The organism is Mesorhizobium sp. B2-4-13 (genome assembly GCF_006658535.1).
Lineage (GTDB): Bacteria > Pseudomonadota > Alphaproteobacteria > Rhizobiales > Rhizobiaceae > Mesorhizobium > Mesorhizobium australicum.
In genome coordinates this window covers 44,574-60,999 of sequence record NZ_VFVB01000006.1, presented here as the reverse complement: position 1 = coordinate 60,999, position 16,426 = coordinate 44,574, and the positions used below count along the sequence as shown (strand labels likewise).

Below are 16,426 nucleotides of genomic sequence, written 5' to 3'. Positions count from 1 at the left end.
TTGTTGTTCCCGTGAGGTCTTTGCCTGCTTTTTCAACTAACGCTGTCAGGCAGTTTTTCCTCGCGCCGCGCGATCAAATCCTTGAGACCGTCGGCAATGCCCTCGTCGAGTTTCGGCTCCTCATAGTCGGCAAGCATGTTGCGCGCCTTCTCGCGGCCGCGCGTGTCGTGGTCCTTCGCCCCTTCCGCCTTCCATTGTTCGTAGGAGTTGAAGTCCATGATGCTCGGCATGAAGAAAGCCTTCTCGAAATGCTCGAGCGTGTGCTGGGTGCCGAGGAAATGGCCCTGCGGCCCGACCTCGCGGATCGCTGCCATCGCTTCCTTGAAATCGTCGAAAGGCAGGCCGCCGGCATATTTGTACCAGCCGACAAGCTGTTCGCAGTCGGTGGCGAATTTCGAGTAACCGCAAGTGAGACCCGCTTCCAGCCATCCGGCCGAATGCCAGATGTAGTTGGCGCCGGCGAGGATGGCTGCATGCATCAGCATGTTCGCCTCATAGCCAGCCTGGGCATCGTTGAGCTTCGAGCCGACATGAAAGCCCGATGTGCGCCACGGCAGTTTGTATTTCCGCGCCAGCGCACCCATCAGATACATCATCTGGGCGGCCTCCGGCGTGCCGCCCATGGGAGCGCCGGTCTTCATGTCGACCGTGACCATGAACTGGCCGTAGATCTGGGGCGAACCGGGACGGATGAGCTGGGTCAGGGCCACGCCCGCGAGCGCCTCGGCATTGACCTGCGCCACCGCGCCGACGGCCGACGCCGCGGTCGAGGCGCCGCAGAGCGCGAACGGCGCCAGGATCAGCGGCTGATTGTGGCTTGCATAGACCCGCATCGCATCGATCATGGTGGCGTCCCAGACCAGCGGCGAATTGCAGTTGGTGATCGCCACCAGCACCGGGTTTTCGCGGACGAACTCCTCGCCGAAGACGATTGCAGCCATCGCCATCGTGTCCTCGGCGCGCTCCTTGGACGTCACGATGCCCATGAACGGCTTGTCGGAATGTTTCAGCGTCGAATGGATGATGTGCAGATGCCGCTTCGGCACGGCGATTTCCATCGGCTCGCAGATGACCGAACTCGAGGAATGCAGCGCCGGCGCCATGTAGGCGAGCTTGTGGAAATTGTTGAGGTCGGCAAGCGTCCCGTAGCGCCTGTTGTTGTCGAGGTCGCGTATGTAGGGCGCGCCATACATCGGCACGAAGATCGAGTTCTTGCCGCCAACGCGGACCGTGCGCTCGGGATTGCGCGCATGGAGCGTGAATTCGGATGGAACTTTCGAGACGAGCTCCATCAGCAGCGCGCGGTCGATACGCACGCGCGTCTCCCTGACATCGGCGCCAGCCGCCTTCCAGAGCTCGATGGCTCCGTCGTCGCGGAATTCGCAGCCCACTTCTTCGAGGATTTTGAGCGACTCCTCGTGGATCAGTTCCACCGCCTCATCGGGAACGATCTCATAGACCGGAATCTGGCGCACCAGGGTCGGGAACGAGGCAATCGGCGCGCTCCTCATCGCCTTGCGCCCGAGGCGGCCACCACCACGGCGATGGGTTTGCTCGGTCAATTCAGCGGCCGGTGCGTTCATGGAGCCTCCATCCCTTCGATCCCGGTCAACTTAGCGAGGTGAAATTCGACTGTGACGCTGGAAAATCCTGATCTCTTGTATAAGCTGAGCTTATGCGAAGCCTGCGCCACCTCCTGCCCTCCGCCGGCAGCCTGATCGTCTTCGAAGCAGCCGGTCGGCTGTCGAGTTTCACCGCCGCCGGGCGCGAGCTCGGCATGACTCAGGCCGCCGTCTCCTATGCCGTGCGCGGGTTGGAAGAACAGCTTGGCGCCACGCTGTTCCAGCGCCGCCATCGCCAGGTCAGCCTGACGGAGGCCGGCGAGCGTTTCCATGCCGACGTCTCGCTCGGCCTTTCCCACATCCGCAAGTCGGCGGAGGACCTGCGCCTGCAGGCGACTGGCGGCCATGTGACGCTCGCCGCCTCGACGGCCTTCGGCTCGTTCTGGATGATGCCGCGCCTGCAGCGGTTCCGCGATGAATTGCCGGGCATCGATCTGCGCATCCAGACCGGCGACCGAGATCTCGACATCATCGCGGAAGGCATTCCGCTTGCCGTGCGCGGAGGCGTGCCACGCGACTGGCCGGACTACCACTCGCTAGCGCTCTCCGACGAAGAGATCTTTCCGGTCGCGGGTCCCAGTTATCTGACGAAATTCGGCCGGCCCGAGACCGTCGAGCAACTGGCGACACACCGCCTCATTCATCTGGAAGAGCCCTATCGCGAGGCCCCGAACTGGGACGAATGGTTCCAATCGGCCGGAGCCAGTCTCCGCAATGCGGAGCGTGGCTTGCGCATCAATGACTATGCGATTGTGATCCAGGCGGTCATGGAGGGGCAAGGCATCGCGCTCGGCTGGCGCCACCTTGTCGAGCGGCTGCTGTCGACCGGGCTGCTGGTGCCGGTGACGGACCACATCATGAAGACGGGCACCGCGTTCTACGTCATCTGGCCGAAGAACCGCGAGCTCAGCGACAATGCGCGCAAGGTCAGGGATTGGCTTCTGGCGCAGGCGTAAAGTGGCCTCGCGCGCGCCCACCGAATCCGTGTAAGATCAGAGCATGCCCATCCGCCAGCTTTCCGAAACGATGATCAACCAGATCGCCGCCGGCGAAGTCATCGAGCGTCCGGCGAGCGTGGTCAAGGAACTGGTCGAGAATGCGCTCGATGCCGGGGCCAGCAAGGTAGAAGTCGTCACATCGGGCGGCGGGCTGAACCTGATCCGCGTCACCGATGACGGCTTCGGCATTCCTGAACGGGAACTGGCGCTGGCCATTGCACGCCACTGCACCTCCAAGCTCACCGAGGATATCAACGACATTCGTTCGCTCGGCTTTCGCGGCGAAGCGCTGCCATCGATCGGCTCGGTGTCGCGGCTGTCGATCCGCTCGCGCACGGCCTCTAGCGACAGCGCCGCAGAGATCGGCATCGAGGGCGGCCGCGTCCTGCCAATCAAGCCGGCGGCGGCCAATCGCGGCACCACGGTCGAGGTGCGCGACCTGTTCTTCGCCACGCCGGCACGGCTGAAATTCATGAAGGGCGAACGCGCCGAAAGCTCGGCCATCAGCGACATCGTCAAGCGCATCGCCATCGCCTTTCCCACGGTGCGTTTCACGCTGGCCGGTTCCGACCGCACGACGCTGGAACTGCCGGCGACCGACGATAGCGCGGACGGCAGCCTGCGCCGGGTCGCGCAGGTGATGGGCGCCGACTTTCCCGACAATTCCATTGCCATCGACGCGATGCGCGAAGGCGTGCACCTGACCGGCCATGTGTCGATCCCCTCCTTCACCCGCGCCAACGCATTGCAGCAATATGCCTATGTCAACGGCCGCCCGGTGCGCGACAAGCTGATCGCCGGAGCGATCCGCGGCGCCTTCGCCGACGTCCTGCCGCGCGACCGCCATGCGGTGACGGTACTGTTTCTTTCGCTCGATCCGGCCATCGTCGACGTCAACGTCCACCCGGCCAAAGCCGATGTCCGCTTCCGCGATCCGGGCCTCGTGCGCGGGTTGATCGTCGGCGCGATCCGGCAGGCGTTGGCCGATGCCGGCATCCGCTCGGCCACCACCGGTGCCGCCGGCATGATGGCAGCGTTTCGGCCGGGCAGCCCGTCCTATGCGCATCCCGGCCCGGCCAATGGCCATCGCAGCTACGACGCGGCCTATCGCGCTTCAGGCGCCGCCGGCTTCGATCCCGCGCGCTCGCCGCAGCGGCCGCTCGACATGCAATTCGACAGCCCGGGCTTTGAACACACCGGCGCAAGACAGGGCGGATTTGGCGAAAATGAGCAAGCCGCGTTCGATGCCGGCCCGCTCGCCAGCGCCGATGCGCGCGCCGGGCAAAGCGAGGCGGCGGAGACGCTGCTCGGCGCGGTGCTGGGGGCCGCGCGCGCGCAGGTGCATGAGAACTATATCGTCGCCCAGACCAGGGATTCGCTCATCATCGTGGACCAGCACGCGGCCCATGAGCGGCTGGTTTACGAGGCGCTGAAGAACGCGCTGCACGCGCGGCCGGTGCCGTCACAGATGCTGCTTCTGCCCGAGATTATCGACCTGCCGGAGGAGGACGCCGAGCGGCTGGCCGTGCATTCCGAAACGCTCGCCCGCTTCGGCCTCGGCATCGAGCGTTTCGGACCGGGTGCGGTCGCCGTGCGCGAGACGCCGTCGATGCTCGGCGAGACCAACGTCCAGCAATTGGTCCGCGACCTTGCCGACGAGATTGCCGACAACGATACGGTCGAGACGCTCAAGGAACGGCTGGACAAGATCGCCGCCACCATGGCCTGCCATGGCTCGGTGCGCTCCGGGCGGCTGCTCAAGGCCGAAGAGATGAACGCCCTGCTGCGCCAGATGGAGGCGACGCCGGGTTCCGGTACCTGCAACCATGGCCGCCCGACCTATATCGAGCTCAAGCTGGCCGACATCGAGCGGCTGTTCGGGCGGCGGTGAACCGGCTGCGCGGCCAGCCCTCATTTCCTCCGCTGATATTTCCTTGTCCGTGAATTGAAGACGTAATCGACCGCGGTTCCAGCGCCACCGCCTCGAAAATTCACGGAAATGACGTCCTTGCCTCGCTCCACCCATTTCTCGACGTTCATATAGATGGTCGTCATCAGCATGCCGGCACTGCACGCGTCGTCATCGGCGAAGGTAATTTCCTGGACAACCTTGCGGCTGCTCTTTTTGATGACACGCATTTTTCATGCAAAGGCCGGCGCTGGTATTCGTGTAAATTCCCGAAAACCTGTCGGTGGCTGTCTGCGCCCAGAAGGAAATCTCGACCGTGCCATCGATCTTCGCCTCGCCAGTGTCATCCAGGCTCGCTATTTTCTTGAGGGTGACGGGATATCTATCAGTGCCCTTGCTCCAGCTTCCGGTCATAGCGTTTCCATTGAGGTCGAGGGAGAATGGCAGCTTGTGGCATCGACAGCGGGTCTCGGCCCCTGCACAATTATCCGATAGAATTCCTTGTCGTCTGAAATCTCGCAAAGCACGAACTTGGTGCCGCTGACCGTGCCATACAGCGCAATCGGGCTCTGCTTCGCGTCGTAGAAGTAGCTTCCATCGACCTTTGGCGCGCTGCCTAAGCTATCATATGTCTGTATGGAGAAATGGATGGGAGACGGCCCGAGGAAACCCTCGTAGTTTTCCACGTGGTACCAACCCGCGACGGCTTTCGCGTTAAGCAGCAACAAGCAAACGACCGTTGAGATAAAACGTCTTCCCATCCCGACCTCGCAGCGCCCGCGACGACCATCCGCCAAGACCGAGTGACAGTTGCCTTGCCTTGCGGCAGCCGTCAACTGGTGATGAAATCGGTGGTTCCCGACACGAGTCAGGGAAAGATCGCAAGCTTTTGAATCAGCGTTTCAAATTCACCACGATGACACCGCCGAGCGCCAGCGCGCCGCCGAGGATGCCGAGCAGCGTCGGCACCTCGCCCAGCCAGAAGAAGCCGATCAGGGCCGACATCGGCGAGACCAGATAGAGGAAGTTCGAGGCACGCGCCGCCGGCAGGCGCGACAGCGCGGTTGCCCACGCCGCATAGGCAATCAGGCTCGGCACGATGCCGAGATAGATGACGGCGCCGAGGCCGGCAGTGTTGGCGACAGCGGCCTGCTGCAGAGCGGTGGGCAGGAAGGGCGCCAGGCAGAGCGCGCCGAGCACCATGTTGGACGCCGCGATCGTCAGCGGATGATGACGGGCAAACAGCGGCTTCTGGACGATGGTGTTGACGGCCGAGCAGAGGGCCGAGCCAAGTACCAGCAGCGCGCCGGCATTGAAATGAAGGCCATGCCCGTCGGCGACGGCGATGATGCCGATGCCGGCGAAGGAGATGACCGTGCCGATCCAGGCCAGGCCGGAGAAGCGCTCGCCGAGCAGCGCCATTGCCATGATGGCCGTAAAGATGGGACTGACATTGATGATGAAGCCCGCCGCTCCGGCCGAGACCGTCAGTTCGCCGAAATTGAGCATCGCCGTGTAGAGCGCGACGAAAATGGCGCCGCCAAAGGCGAAGCGCCAGAGATCGCCAATCCTGGGCAGAGCCGGACGCCTGACGGCAAGGAAGATCGCCGCCGGCACGGCGGCGATGGCAAAGCGTAGGGCGCCAAGCTCCAGCGGCTGAAAGGCGGCGAGCCCGGCCCGGATCGCCGGGAAGGCGGAGGCCCAGCCGATCACCGTCAGCGCCACGGCAATGGCGGCCGTGGTGTCCATCCGCTGTGTCGAATTCAACGTGCCTGTCGTCGTGCTCATCCCAGTGCCTCGGATTCTTCAGGTCTCGGGAGCAGGAAACGCCTTTCCAGGTCAATTGACAAACGACCAAATCGAGGGTCACCTGTGAGCATGGATCACAGCTCGAACAGTATGCTGCCCTTGGAGACGTTGCGCGCTTTCGACGCGGCGGCGCGCACGGGGAGCTTCTCGGCCGCCGCCGAAAAACTCAACCTCACACATGGCGCGGTCAGCCGGCAGGTCGCCAAACTCGAGGACTGGCTTGGCCTGAAGGTTTTCGAGCGCGGCGCGCGCGGCGTGACGCTGACCAACGAAGGCAATCGCCTGCATCTCAGGACCACCGAAGCCTTCGCGCTGATCTCGGTCAATTCCGACCGGTGGGTGGAGCCGCGCGGCACCGCGGTGGTGCGCCTGACCTCCATTCCTTCGGTGAGCGGCCTGTGGCTGATGCCGCGCATGGCGGCGCTGGAGAACGATCCCACCCGCCTGCGCATCGTGCTCGATGTCGACAACCGCCAGGCCGATCTCGCCGACGAAGGCATCGATCTGTCGGTGCGCTGCGGTCGCGGCCGCATCCCGGGCCGTGTCTCGGTGCAACTGTTCGAAGAATATCTCTTCCCGATCGCCTCGCCGGGCCTCGCACGGGAGATCGGCAGCGGCGATCCAGCCCGGCTGCTCAAATTCCCGCTGATCAACGATTCCGACGCTTCGGGCTGGCGCGCCTGGTTGGCCGCGCAGGACATGGACTACCGGCCGCGCCCGCAAGACCGTCGTTTCGAGGATTACAATCTGGTGCTCGATGCAGCGGCTCATGGCCTCGGCATCGCGCTGGCGCGGCCGCCGCTCACCGAGCACCAGATACAGTCCGGCCGCCTCGTCGCCGTTGACGATCGCACCGTGCTCAATCCCGTTTCCTACTGGCTGGATCGTCCGGTGGGCCGGCCGCGCGCGGCCGCCGCGGATCTCGCCAGGCGCATTGCCGAACAGGCCGGGCTTGCTTCGGCAAGGCTGGAAGCTTTCCTGCAGGATGAGGATTAGGCTCTGACGCATCTCGGAGAATACGTGACGGCCGCTGCTGGAAATCGCGTGATACTCGCTTAACGGAACAGCAAAAGCACGATCGTGGTGGTTGCGGCCGAGACGATGGCCGCCACGATCGATATCGTCCACAGCGACGACGGAACTGGCTCGGATCGGGGAGCATGGCCCGCTGGACGGATGGAGGCGCCGCGCGGTTGCGGCGCGTTGGCATTGGCCGCGACCAGCACCGCGGCCGAAGCGACGGCCGGCGAGAATGTGGATAGGGCCGGCGGCGCGGCGAGTTTGGGGGTGCTGTCGTTGGCCGTTATCCGCGGCGGAGCGAAGTCGCGCGAAGCCTGATCGGTGTCCGTCCCTGCCCCACCCGTCGAGGCCCGTGCCAATGCATGGTGGGTGGCGGCGTCAGGTTCCATGACGGCCCGGTAGGCATCCTCGATCTCGGGGGAGGACAGGCGTTGTGAGGTTTGACCGGCCGGCCGCGGTAGCGAGCCTTGCAGCGCCTGGGCAGCGAACTGCGCCGATTGCACCATCGCGGGCGCCGCCGGCTGGACGAGCGCCTTGACCAGAGCCGCGGTCGCGGGATCGGCCCTGGGCGAAGGCACCGGCCCGGGAATGAGCGCTTCTTTCAGCAAAGACGTCATACTGGCATTGGCGATGTTCATGGCGCTTCCTGACAACCATTGTGCCATACCGCAATATTATATGAGCATTGCGCCAAGCTTGACCTTGCCCACGATTTATGGCGATTGAATCCCGATGAACTCAAGTACCGTTGCATGATGAACCGTTTCGAAGGCCCGGGCGGCAAGGAAGCCCGCATCCGCTATCTCGATGGCGATTTCCAGGTCACCAGCCCGGGCTCGTTCGTGCGCTGCGCGGTGACGGGCGAAAACATCCCGTTGGACGAGCTGAAATACTGGAGCGTCGCCAGGCAGGAGCCTTACGTGAACGCCATCGCATCGCTGCGCCGCGAAATCGAGGTGCATCCGGAGTTGCGCAAACGGAGTTAGAGCGGCTCAGCGTTTGATAGAATCTGACCCGCTCTCCTTCATTGTTTTACGCAATTCCGGACTGAAGACCGCCACGCACTTTTTCCTGAAGTAGCTTCATCTCCTCAGCTTGCGCTGCCGCCAGGCATCGAGCGTTTCCTCGATGATGCGTTCGGGCACGTGATCAAGCTCGAACACCGTGTCGATTTCCAGCACGTCAAGACGGTCGAGAAAGTCCTGCGGGGCGCCGTGACGCAGCCGGGCGGCGTCCTTGGCGGTGGTGATCAGGCCAAGGCCTTCGGCGCGTGCCGTCGCGGCCAGTTCGGCAAGCTCGTCCTCGGCGTAGAAGTGATGGTCCGGAAAGGGCCTGGACAGGACCACTTCGCCGCCGGCGTCACGCACCGTGTCGAAGAACTTTTCGGGATGACCGATGCCGGCAAAGGCCAGGAACCGCTTTCCGGCAAGCCCGGCCGTGCTGCTCGGCTCCGTGTGGGCCTCGAAGATCGGCCGGCCGGCACGCGCGGCTCGGCGGACCACGGCATCGGCGGCCGTGCCCTCGCCCATCTTCAGCAGCCCGCTGGTGAAGACCAGCTGGTCGACGATCTTGGCCCTGAGCGGACCGGCCGGGATGACGCGGCCATTGCCGATCCCATAGCGGGCATCGACCACGACCAGTGCATAATCGATGTGGATGCGCGCGCTCTGGAAGCCGTCGTCCATAATCAGGAAATCGCAACCGTGTTTTTCCAGCAGCAGCCGGGCGCCAGCGGCACGGTTCGGCGTCACCGCCACCGGGGCATGTTCGGCCAGCAGCAGCGGTTCGTCGCCGACATGCCTGGCGCTGTCATGGCTGACATCGACGACATGCGGCTCGGCGAAGGAACCGCCATGGCCGCGCGACAGGAACCCGGGCTTCAGATGCATGCGCTTGGCCTGTTGGGCGAGCGCGATCGCCACCGGCGTCTTGCCGGTGCCGCCGACGGTGAAATTGCCGATACACAGAACCGGCGCCTGGATCTTCTCGCGCCGGGCCCGCCGCATGCCGCGACCGGCAACCAGCGCGTAGACAGCCGACAGCGGCGACAGCGCCAGGACCTTCCAGTCCGGCTCTTCCCACCAGAATGGCGGTGCTTCGGAGGCCATTCTAACGCCCGTTGGCGCCCTTCAGGCGCGCCTTGACCACCAGCGGCTGGATATAGGGTTCGAGCGATTTGAGCGTGCGTGCCAGTGCGCCGCGCATCTCTTCGACAGTCGCGATCCCCGCCGCCATCATCTCGTGGCGCGCCACTTCGTTGGTCAGGAGGAAATTGACGGCGCCGGCCAGCATGTCGCGGTCGCGCACCAGCTTGGCGCCGCCGCTGTCGAGCAGGCGCTGATAGGCCTCGCGAAAATTCTGCACGTTGCGCCCGGCGAGAACGGCGGTGTCGAGCATGGCCGGCTCAAGCGGATTCTGGCCGCCTTCGGAGGTCAGCGAGCGGCCGACGAAAGCGATTTCGGTCAACCGGAGATACAAGCCCATTTCGCCGATCGTATCGCCAAGCAAGATATCGGTATCGGCCCCGATACGGTCGCCCTTGCTGCGCCGCGCGACTTTAAGGCCCATGCCGGAAATCTGCGCGGCAAGGGCTTCGGCCCGATCGGGATGGCGCGGAACGACGATCGTCAAAAGGCCGTGGTGACGCCTGTGCAGCGTCGCGTGAACTTCCGCGGCGACCACTTCCTCGCCATCATGGGTCGAGATCGCCGCCCAGGTCGGCCGATCGCCGATCTGCCGCTGCAATGTGCCAAGCGCTCGCAAGTCGACCGGCGGCGGGTTGGTGTCGACCTTGAGATTGCCCGACACCGTGACCGGCCGGGCGCCGAGCGCCCGAAAACGCTCGCCGTCGACGTCGGACTGGGCAACGACATGGGCCAGATTCTCGAACAGGGCCTCGGCGATGTTGGCCCGCTTCTTCCAAGACATGAAGGAGCGATCGGAGAGCCGGCCATTGACCAGCACCTGCGGCACGTGGCGGGCACCAAGTTCGAGGATAGTCATCGGCCATATCTCGGATTCGGCGATGATCGCCAGATCGGGTTTCCAGTGATCGAGGAAGCGGCTGACCGCCGGCTTCAGATCGAGTGGCACATATTGGTGAATGATGCGGTCGCCGAGCCGCTCGTCGACGACCTGGGCCGAGGTGACCGTACCGGTCGTCAGCACGATGTTGACGCCATAGTCGAGGATGCTTTCGACAAGCGGCACGACGGCCAAGGTCTCGCCGACGCTCGCGGCATGGATCCAAATCACCGGGCCCTCGGGGCGCGGCCGTCCGGCGACGCCGTAGCGCTCGCGCCGGCGATTGCGGTCTTCCTTGCCGCGCGAGGTGCGCCAGGCGACGTAAGGCCCGACCAACGGATAGGCGGCCGCGCCGGCAAAACGGTATGCCGACAACATGGTGCGGGCCCAGCGGCCGCTCACCGCGGGCCATCCACGAGGCGGTAGGCCTCGGCGGTCGCGGCATTGAGGGCGGTGGTGATTTCCTGGCGCTTGCGTTCCATTTCGGCGTCATCGGCATCCGCCGCCACAAAGATCGGCGTGCCGATGGTCACGGCGGAGCGGCCGAAGGGCAGGTTGATGGTGGTCTTGTCCCAGCTCTTTTCCAGCACCTTGCGGCGGCTGGTGGCGATGGCGACGGGCAGCAGCGGCCGGCCGGAGAGGCGAGCCAGGAGAACGATACCGAGCCCTGCATCGCGCGGGGTACCGTGGGGAATGTCTGCGATCATGGCGACGTTCTTGCCTGATGTGAGCGACTTTTTGAGGGCGATGAGCGCCTTGGCCCCGCCCTTGTCGAGATGCCTGGCATTGTCGCGCCCGCCCGAACCGCGCACCGCCTCGATGCCGAATTTCTCCAGCATCAGGGCGTTGAGCTCGGCATCGGCGCTACGCGACACCATGGCAACCAGCGGCTTGCGCTTGGGGTAATAGGCCGGCGTCAAAAGATGCTGGCCATGCCACAGAGCAATGATCCCCGGCTCGAACTCGGCATAGGCGCCGCCCGAAAAGCGCGCCGATCCGGCGACCAGGGGGCTGGTCGCGCGAACCAGCCGCACGAACTGCGCGAGCAGGCTGGCAATGGCGTTCTTGACGAATCGCGACTGCGCGAGCGGTTCGCGAATCCTGCGCCAGAAGGCCTTGGTCGTGCGGCTGCGGCCCCTGCCCGTGGGCGCGGCCTCGCCGGCTGGCTCTTTCGCCAGATCATGCTCCATCGAAGTCAACCGGTGGCCTTGCTATCGGGATCCAGCAGACGGTGCAGATGAACGACGAAATAACGCATATGAGCATTGTCCACGCTGGCCTGCGCCTTGGCCTTCCACGCCGTGTGCGCGGATTGATAGTCCGGATAGACGCCGACGATGTCGAGCGCATCGAGATCGCGGAACTCGGTGCCGCCAAGTTTCTTCAGTTCGCCGCCGAACACCAGATGCAAAAGCTGTTTCTTTCCGTCTTCCGCGGCCATGTCGGTCCTTCACATATCGTGAGTTTGTGACAGGTCTAGACCAAAGCCGCCGACTTTGGAACCTTCGAAAACGCTTTCAGCCATCCAGCCCGGCAATGACGTCGACCAGCACGGCCAGCAGTTCGCCGCTGCCGGCCGCGAGCGCACCGTGGCGGGTCACCTCGCCGGCATAGGACGGCGCGTGGCCATGCGGGTCGAGCAGTTGGCCACCTGCCTCGCGCAGGATGAGGTCGGCGGCGGCGATGTCCCAGTCATGCGCGTTCGGCTTGACGAAGGTGCCGTCGAGCGTGCCGTTGGCGATCATCGCCAGGCGGTAGGCAAGCGAAGGGCTGTAGGGCGCCCGTTGCAGCCGCTTCTGCCAGCCGGCCGGCATCAGGTCGATCAACTGCTTCAGGCCGGAAATCTCGGGCTTGTCGCCTGGCTTGCGCACCGCAATGCGCTTGCCGTTGCGGAATGCGCCCTGGCCTGGCAGCGCGGAATAGGTTTCGTCCATCGCCGGGCATTCGAGCACGCCGGCGAGCGTGCGGCCATTCTCGACGACGGCGACGCTGACGCACCAGGCGCGCTGGCCTTCAAGGAAGCCGCGCGTACCGTCGATCGGGTCGACAACGAAGGTGCGGCGCGCCGAAAGCCGCGCCGGGTCGTCGGCCGTCTCTTCCGACAGCCAGCCATAATCCGGCCGTGCCGCAAGCAACGTCTGGCGCAGATACGCATCGGCGGCATGATCGGCTTCGCTGACCGGCGAGGTGCCGCCCTTCATCCAGACCTGCGGATTGTTGCCGAAGTAGCGCATGGCGATGAGACCCGCCTCGCGGGCGGCGTCGCGCAGCAGCGGCAGGTCCAGATCGGCACCGGCGGTGGTCAGCTCATGCTCCGGCAAGGGTCATGCCTTCGATCAGGAGCGTCGGGGCGGCGGTGCCGAAATTGCGATCAAGGTCATTCGCGGGCATCATGTTGAGGAACATCGTCTTCAGGTTCGAGGCGATGGTGACTTCGGCGACCGGATAGGCAAGCGCCCCATTTTCGATCCAGAAGCCGGAGGCGCCGCGGCTGTATTCGCCGGTGAGCATGTCTACGCCCTGGCCAAACACTTCGGTGACGTAGAAGCCGCTCTTGAGCGAGCCGATCAGATCTTCCGGCGACCTTTCGCCTGGCTCGATGGCAAGATTGGTGGAAGACGGCGAGACGGAGGAGCCGCCGCGCGCGCCGCGCCCGTTGGTGACGAGGCCGAGCTCCCGGGCCGCCGATGTCGACAGGAACCAGTGATTGAGGACGCCCTTTTCGATCATCAGGAGCTTCTCGCCCTCGACGCCTTCGCCATCGAACGGGCGCGAGGCCTGGCCACGGCGCCGCAGCGGCTCGTCAGTAACGGTGATGGCGGACGCGGCCACCTGCTTGCCCATCATGTCGCGCAGGAACGAGGTTTTTCGCGCGACGGAAGCGCCGTTGATGGCACCGGCGATATGGCCGGCAATGCCGCGCGCGACGCGCGGGTCGAACACCACGTCGACCGATCCGGTCGCCGCCTTGCGCGCGCCAAGGCGACGCACGGCCCGTTCGCCGGCCCGGCGGCCGATATCCTCGGCCGCGTCGAGATCGGCAAAATGCTGGCGCGAGGAGAATTCGTAGTCGCGTTCCATGCCGGTGCCCTCGCCGGCGATCACGCTGGCCGAGCGCGAAAAGCGCGAGGCGACATACTGGCCGAGAAAACCGTGCGAGGTGGCCAGAACCAGCCCGCCCAGCCCGGCGCTGGCATTGCTGCCGGCCGAATTGGTTACGCCGTTGACGGCGAGAGCCGCCGCCTCGGCCGCAAGGGCCGCCTCCTTCAACTGGTCCGCCGACACTTCGGTTGCATCGAACAGGTCCAGATCGCGCGTCTGTCTGGCGAGCAGCGCGGGGTCGGCAAGACCCTGGTAGGGATCCTCGGGGGACACTTTGGCCATGGCGACGGCGCGCTCGGCAAGGGCCTTCGGGTCGGACGCTGCGGTGGCCGATACACTGGCCACACGCTGGCCGACGAACACCCGCAGCGAAACGTCGTCGCCCTCGGACGCCTCTGTGTTTTCGACCTTGCCAAGCCGCACCGAAACAGCGGTCGAGCGGCCACGCACCGCGACGGCGTCCGCGGCATCGGCGCCAGCGCGTTTGGCGGCCTCGACCAGGGCCGCGACACGGTCCGTCAATTTCGCGGCGTCGAGCTTGTCGGTCATGCACTTGATCCTGTTTTCTTCAGCCTGTCCGGAAGGCAGGTGCTGCCGCACCATCTATTGTTCCACTGCCGCTTGTGCAATGGCAGAAGGGCAATCAGGATGTTGCGACCAAATCGCCATCGAAGCGCCCGCAAAGAGCGGACGTCGCGGTTTTTGCCTATCTGGAGCCTTCGCCATGACGCCTTTCCATCTTGCCTTTCCAGTCCGTGATCTCGATGAAACCCGAACTTTCTATGGCGAGGTGCTGGGCTGTGCGATCGGCCGCTCGTCGGCGACCTGGGTCGATTTCGACCTCTACGGCCACCAGATGTCGGCGCATTTGCGGCCGCAGGCCGCGCGAGCTGCAAGCGACGGCAAGGTCGACGGCATTTTGGTGCCGATCCCGCATTTCGGCGCTGTGCTCTTGATGGACGACTGGCAGCGCCTGGCGACGCGGCTGGAAGCGCGCGACGACATAGACTGGCTGGAGCGGCCGATGGTCCGCTTCAAGGGCGAGCCCGGCGAACAAGCGACATTGTTTATCCGGGATCCCTCGGGCAATGCTTTGGAATTCAAGGGCTTTCGCTCGCTGGAGCAGGTATTCGCGCATTGAGATCAAAGGGGCGGCAGCCCGTCTTCAAGATGCCGCGACCGGAGTCCAGATCACGTCCTCGATCTTCTGCGCGCCGGTCGCCAGCATCACCAGCCGATCGAAGCCGAGCGCGATGCCGCTGGCCTGCGGCATGATGGCCAACGCGGCGAGGAAGTCCTCGTCCAGCGGGTAGCGCTCACCATAAACGCGCTCTTTCTCGTCCATCTCGATGACGAAGCGCCGGCGCTGCTCGGCCGCGTCGGTCAGTTCGCCAAAGCCGTTGGCGAGCTCGACGCCGCAGCAATAGAGCTCGAAGCGTTCGGCGACGCGCGGATCCCTCGGGCTCGGCCGCGCCAGTGCCGCCTCGGCGACCGGGTACTCGCAAAGAATGGTCGCGCGGCCGAGGCCGAGATTGGGTTCGATCTTTTCCACCATCACGCGGCTGAACAAATCGGCCCAGCTGTCGTCAGGCGCGGTGCGCAGACCGGCCTGGATCAGAGCGGCATGCAGCGCGTCCCGGTCCGTGCCGCCATCGGGCGCGACCGTGGCCAGCAGATCGATCCCGGCGTGGCGGCTGAAGGCGTCCGCCACGGTCAGCCGCTCCGGTTCGGAAAACGGATCGCAGTCGCGGCCCCTGAAAGAGAAGTGCGTGGCCCCTGCCCGTGTCGCGGCCAGCGCCAGCAGATCGGCGCAGTCGCGCATCAGGCTTTCATAGGTCTCGCCCACCCGATACCATTCGAGCATGGTGAATTCGGGATGATGCAAGGGACCGCGCTCGCGGTTGCGGTAGACGGCCCCCAGGCTGAAAATGCGCTGCTCCCCCGCCGCAAGCAGTTTCTTGCAGGCGAATTCCGGCGAGGTGTGGAGATAAAGCGGCGAGCGGGCGCCATCCGGCCCGACCGCTTCGGTGGCGAAGGCCGCCAGATGCGCCTCGTTGCCGGGCGAGACCTGCAGCGCCGCCGTCTCCACCTCAATGAAGTCGTTGCGGGCGAACCAGTCGCGCAAGGCAGCCGTCATCCCGCTGCGCAGCATCAGGCGCGGACGGCGGTCGGCATGGACATGCGGCGTCCACCAGGGCGACGCGGCGGTCATCAGCGCGCTTCGGTTCGCCGAGGGGGCTGGCGGTTCGCGCCAAGATGCGCTAGGCCCCCATCCAGCGCCGCGCAAGCCGGCAAACGCCAGTCAACTCTCGCAGGATTTAAAACCGTGGTGAAAGTCATCGCCAGTTCGCTCCGCAAAGGCAATGTCGTCGACAAGGACGGCAAGCTTTATGTGATCCTCTTCGCCGAAAACATCCACCCCGGCAAGGGCACGCCCGTGACGCAGCTCGATATGCGCCGCATCGGCGACGGGGTGAAGGTGTCGGAGCGCTACCGCACCACCGAACAGGTGGAGCGCGCCTATGTCGAGGAGCGCGAGCACACCTTCCTTTACGCCGATGGCGAAGGCTATCACTTCATGAACCCGGAAACCTACGACCAGGTGGCGGTGTCTGAAGCCGTGGTCGGCGACGCGGCGCCCTATCTGAAGGAGGGCATGCCGGTGCAGGTGTCACAGTTCAACGGCATCGCGATCGCCCTGGTGCTGCCGCAGCGCGCCACCTTCGAAGTGGTCGAGACCGAGCCGACGACCAAGGGCCAGACGGCATCGTCTTCCTACAAGCCGGCCGTGCTTTCCAATGGCGTGCGCACCACCGTGCCGCCGCACATCGCGCCCGGCACCCGCGTCGTGGTGATGACGGCGGACGGGTCCTATGTGGAGCGGGCGAAGGACTGAGCGAAGCGGAGGCATTGTTGCCGCCTCGGCATGATGCCCCGCCGAC

The 16,426-nt window shown here is 64.9% G+C and carries 17 protein-coding genes; 6 read left to right on the top strand and 11 right to left on the bottom strand.

From position 1 onward, the window contains the following. Positions 1–32 precede the first annotated feature (32 nt). Positions 33–1,583 carry a trimethylamine methyltransferase family protein gene (locus FJ936_RS17505; RefSeq protein ID WP_141906833.1) on the bottom strand — a complete coding sequence of 517 codons (1,551 nt, stop codon included), beginning with the start codon at positions 1,581–1,583 and terminating at the stop codon, positions 33–35. 92 nt (positions 1,584–1,675) lie between these two features. On the opposite strand from FJ936_RS17505, the gene FJ936_RS17500 reads away from it, so the two are divergent. Continuing rightward, positions 1,676–2,578 carry a LysR substrate-binding domain-containing protein gene (locus FJ936_RS17500; protein ID WP_015318339.1) on the top strand — a complete coding sequence of 301 codons (903 nt, stop codon included), beginning with the start codon at positions 1,676–1,678 and terminating at the stop codon, positions 2,576–2,578. A gap of 43 nt (positions 2,579–2,621) precedes the next feature. Continuing rightward, on the top strand, positions 2,622–4,511 hold the full coding sequence (mutL, locus tag FJ936_RS17495) for a DNA mismatch repair endonuclease MutL (protein ID WP_015318340.1): 1,890 nt from the start codon (positions 2,622–2,624) through the stop codon (positions 4,509–4,511). Positions 4,512–4,700: 189 nt separating this feature from the next. Here mutL and FJ936_RS30710 read toward each other — a convergent pair whose 3' ends face one another. After that, positions 4,701–4,943, bottom strand: coding sequence for a hypothetical protein (locus FJ936_RS30710; protein ID WP_210245826.1), 243 nt, complete (start codon positions 4,941–4,943; stop codon positions 4,701–4,703). Positions 4,944–5,423: 480 nt separating this feature from the next. After that, a complete protein-coding gene (locus FJ936_RS17485; protein WP_140792051.1) occupies positions 5,424–6,317 on the bottom strand; it encodes a DMT family transporter in 894 nt (297 codons plus the stop codon). Between the two features lie 90 nt (positions 6,318–6,407). On the opposite strand from FJ936_RS17485, the gene FJ936_RS17480 reads away from it, so the two are divergent. Continuing rightward, a complete protein-coding gene (locus FJ936_RS17480; protein ID WP_140792049.1) occupies positions 6,408–7,334 on the top strand; it encodes a LysR substrate-binding domain-containing protein in 927 nt (308 codons plus the stop codon). A 59-nt stretch (positions 7,335–7,393) separates the two neighbouring features. Here FJ936_RS17480 and FJ936_RS17475 read toward each other — a convergent pair whose 3' ends face one another. Further along, entirely contained in the window at positions 7,394–7,996 is a 603-nt protein-coding gene (locus FJ936_RS17475) for a hypothetical protein (protein ID WP_140792047.1), read from the bottom strand. Positions 7,997–8,110: 114 nt separating this feature from the next. On the opposite strand from FJ936_RS17475, the gene FJ936_RS17470 reads away from it, so the two are divergent. Next, the gene (locus tag FJ936_RS17470) at positions 8,111–8,344 is read left to right on the top strand and encodes a DUF2093 domain-containing protein (RefSeq protein ID WP_140617125.1); all 234 of its coding nucleotides are present in this window, start codon (positions 8,111–8,113) and stop codon (positions 8,342–8,344) included. 96 nt (positions 8,345–8,440) lie between these two features. Here the strand turns inward: FJ936_RS17470 and lpxK are convergent, their stop codons facing one another. From lpxK to FJ936_RS17440, 6 genes are all read right to left on the bottom strand, one after another. Then, complete coding sequence (gene lpxK, locus FJ936_RS17465) at positions 8,441–9,466, bottom strand: tetraacyldisaccharide 4'-kinase (protein ID WP_140720912.1); 1,026 nt, start codon at positions 9,464–9,466, stop codon at positions 8,441–8,443. A 1-nt stretch (position 9,467) separates the two neighbouring features. After that, on the bottom strand, positions 9,468–10,784 hold the full coding sequence (gene waaA / locus FJ936_RS17460; RefSeq protein ID WP_015318346.1) for a lipid IV(A) 3-deoxy-D-manno-octulosonic acid transferase: 1,317 nt from the start codon (positions 10,782–10,784) through the stop codon (positions 9,468–9,470). Continuing rightward, positions 10,781–11,572 (bottom strand): lysophospholipid acyltransferase family protein, encoded by a 792-nt coding sequence (locus FJ936_RS17455; RefSeq protein WP_015318347.1) that lies wholly within the window; start codon positions 11,570–11,572, stop codon positions 10,781–10,783. The genes waaA and FJ936_RS17455 overlap by 4 nt, the downstream gene beginning before the upstream one ends. Before the next feature lie 5 nt (positions 11,573–11,577). Then, complete coding sequence (locus tag FJ936_RS17450; protein WP_140661886.1) at positions 11,578–11,823, bottom strand: DUF4170 domain-containing protein; 246 nt, start codon at positions 11,821–11,823, stop codon at positions 11,578–11,580. 76 nt (positions 11,824–11,899) lie between these two features. Beyond that, the gene (locus FJ936_RS17445) at positions 11,900–12,703 is read right to left on the bottom strand and encodes a 3'(2'),5'-bisphosphate nucleotidase CysQ (protein WP_140792045.1); all 804 of its coding nucleotides are present in this window, start codon (positions 12,701–12,703) and stop codon (positions 11,900–11,902) included. After that, positions 12,690–14,033 carry a TldD/PmbA family protein gene (locus FJ936_RS17440; protein ID WP_140792043.1) on the bottom strand — a complete coding sequence of 448 codons (1,344 nt, stop codon included), beginning with the start codon at positions 14,031–14,033 and terminating at the stop codon, positions 12,690–12,692. Before FJ936_RS17440 ends, FJ936_RS17445 begins: the two co-directional genes overlap by 14 nt. Positions 14,034–14,208: 175 nt before the next feature. On the opposite strand from FJ936_RS17440, the gene FJ936_RS17435 reads away from it, so the two are divergent. Beyond that, positions 14,209–14,625 carry a VOC family protein gene (locus FJ936_RS17435; RefSeq protein ID WP_015318351.1) on the top strand — a complete coding sequence of 139 codons (417 nt, stop codon included), beginning with the start codon at positions 14,209–14,211 and terminating at the stop codon, positions 14,623–14,625. 24 nt (positions 14,626–14,649) lie between these two features. On the opposite strand, the gene epmA is transcribed toward FJ936_RS17435, so the two are convergent. Beyond that, positions 14,650–15,696 (bottom strand): EF-P lysine aminoacylase EpmA, encoded by a 1,047-nt coding sequence (epmA, locus tag FJ936_RS17430; protein ID WP_140792041.1) that lies wholly within the window; start codon positions 15,694–15,696, stop codon positions 14,650–14,652. A 114-nt stretch (positions 15,697–15,810) separates the two neighbouring features. Between epmA and efp the strand changes: the two genes are divergently transcribed. After that, on the top strand, positions 15,811–16,380 hold the full coding sequence (efp, locus tag FJ936_RS17425; protein ID WP_015318353.1) for an elongation factor P: 570 nt from the start codon (positions 15,811–15,813) through the stop codon (positions 16,378–16,380). Positions 16,381–16,426: the final 46 nt, after the last annotated feature.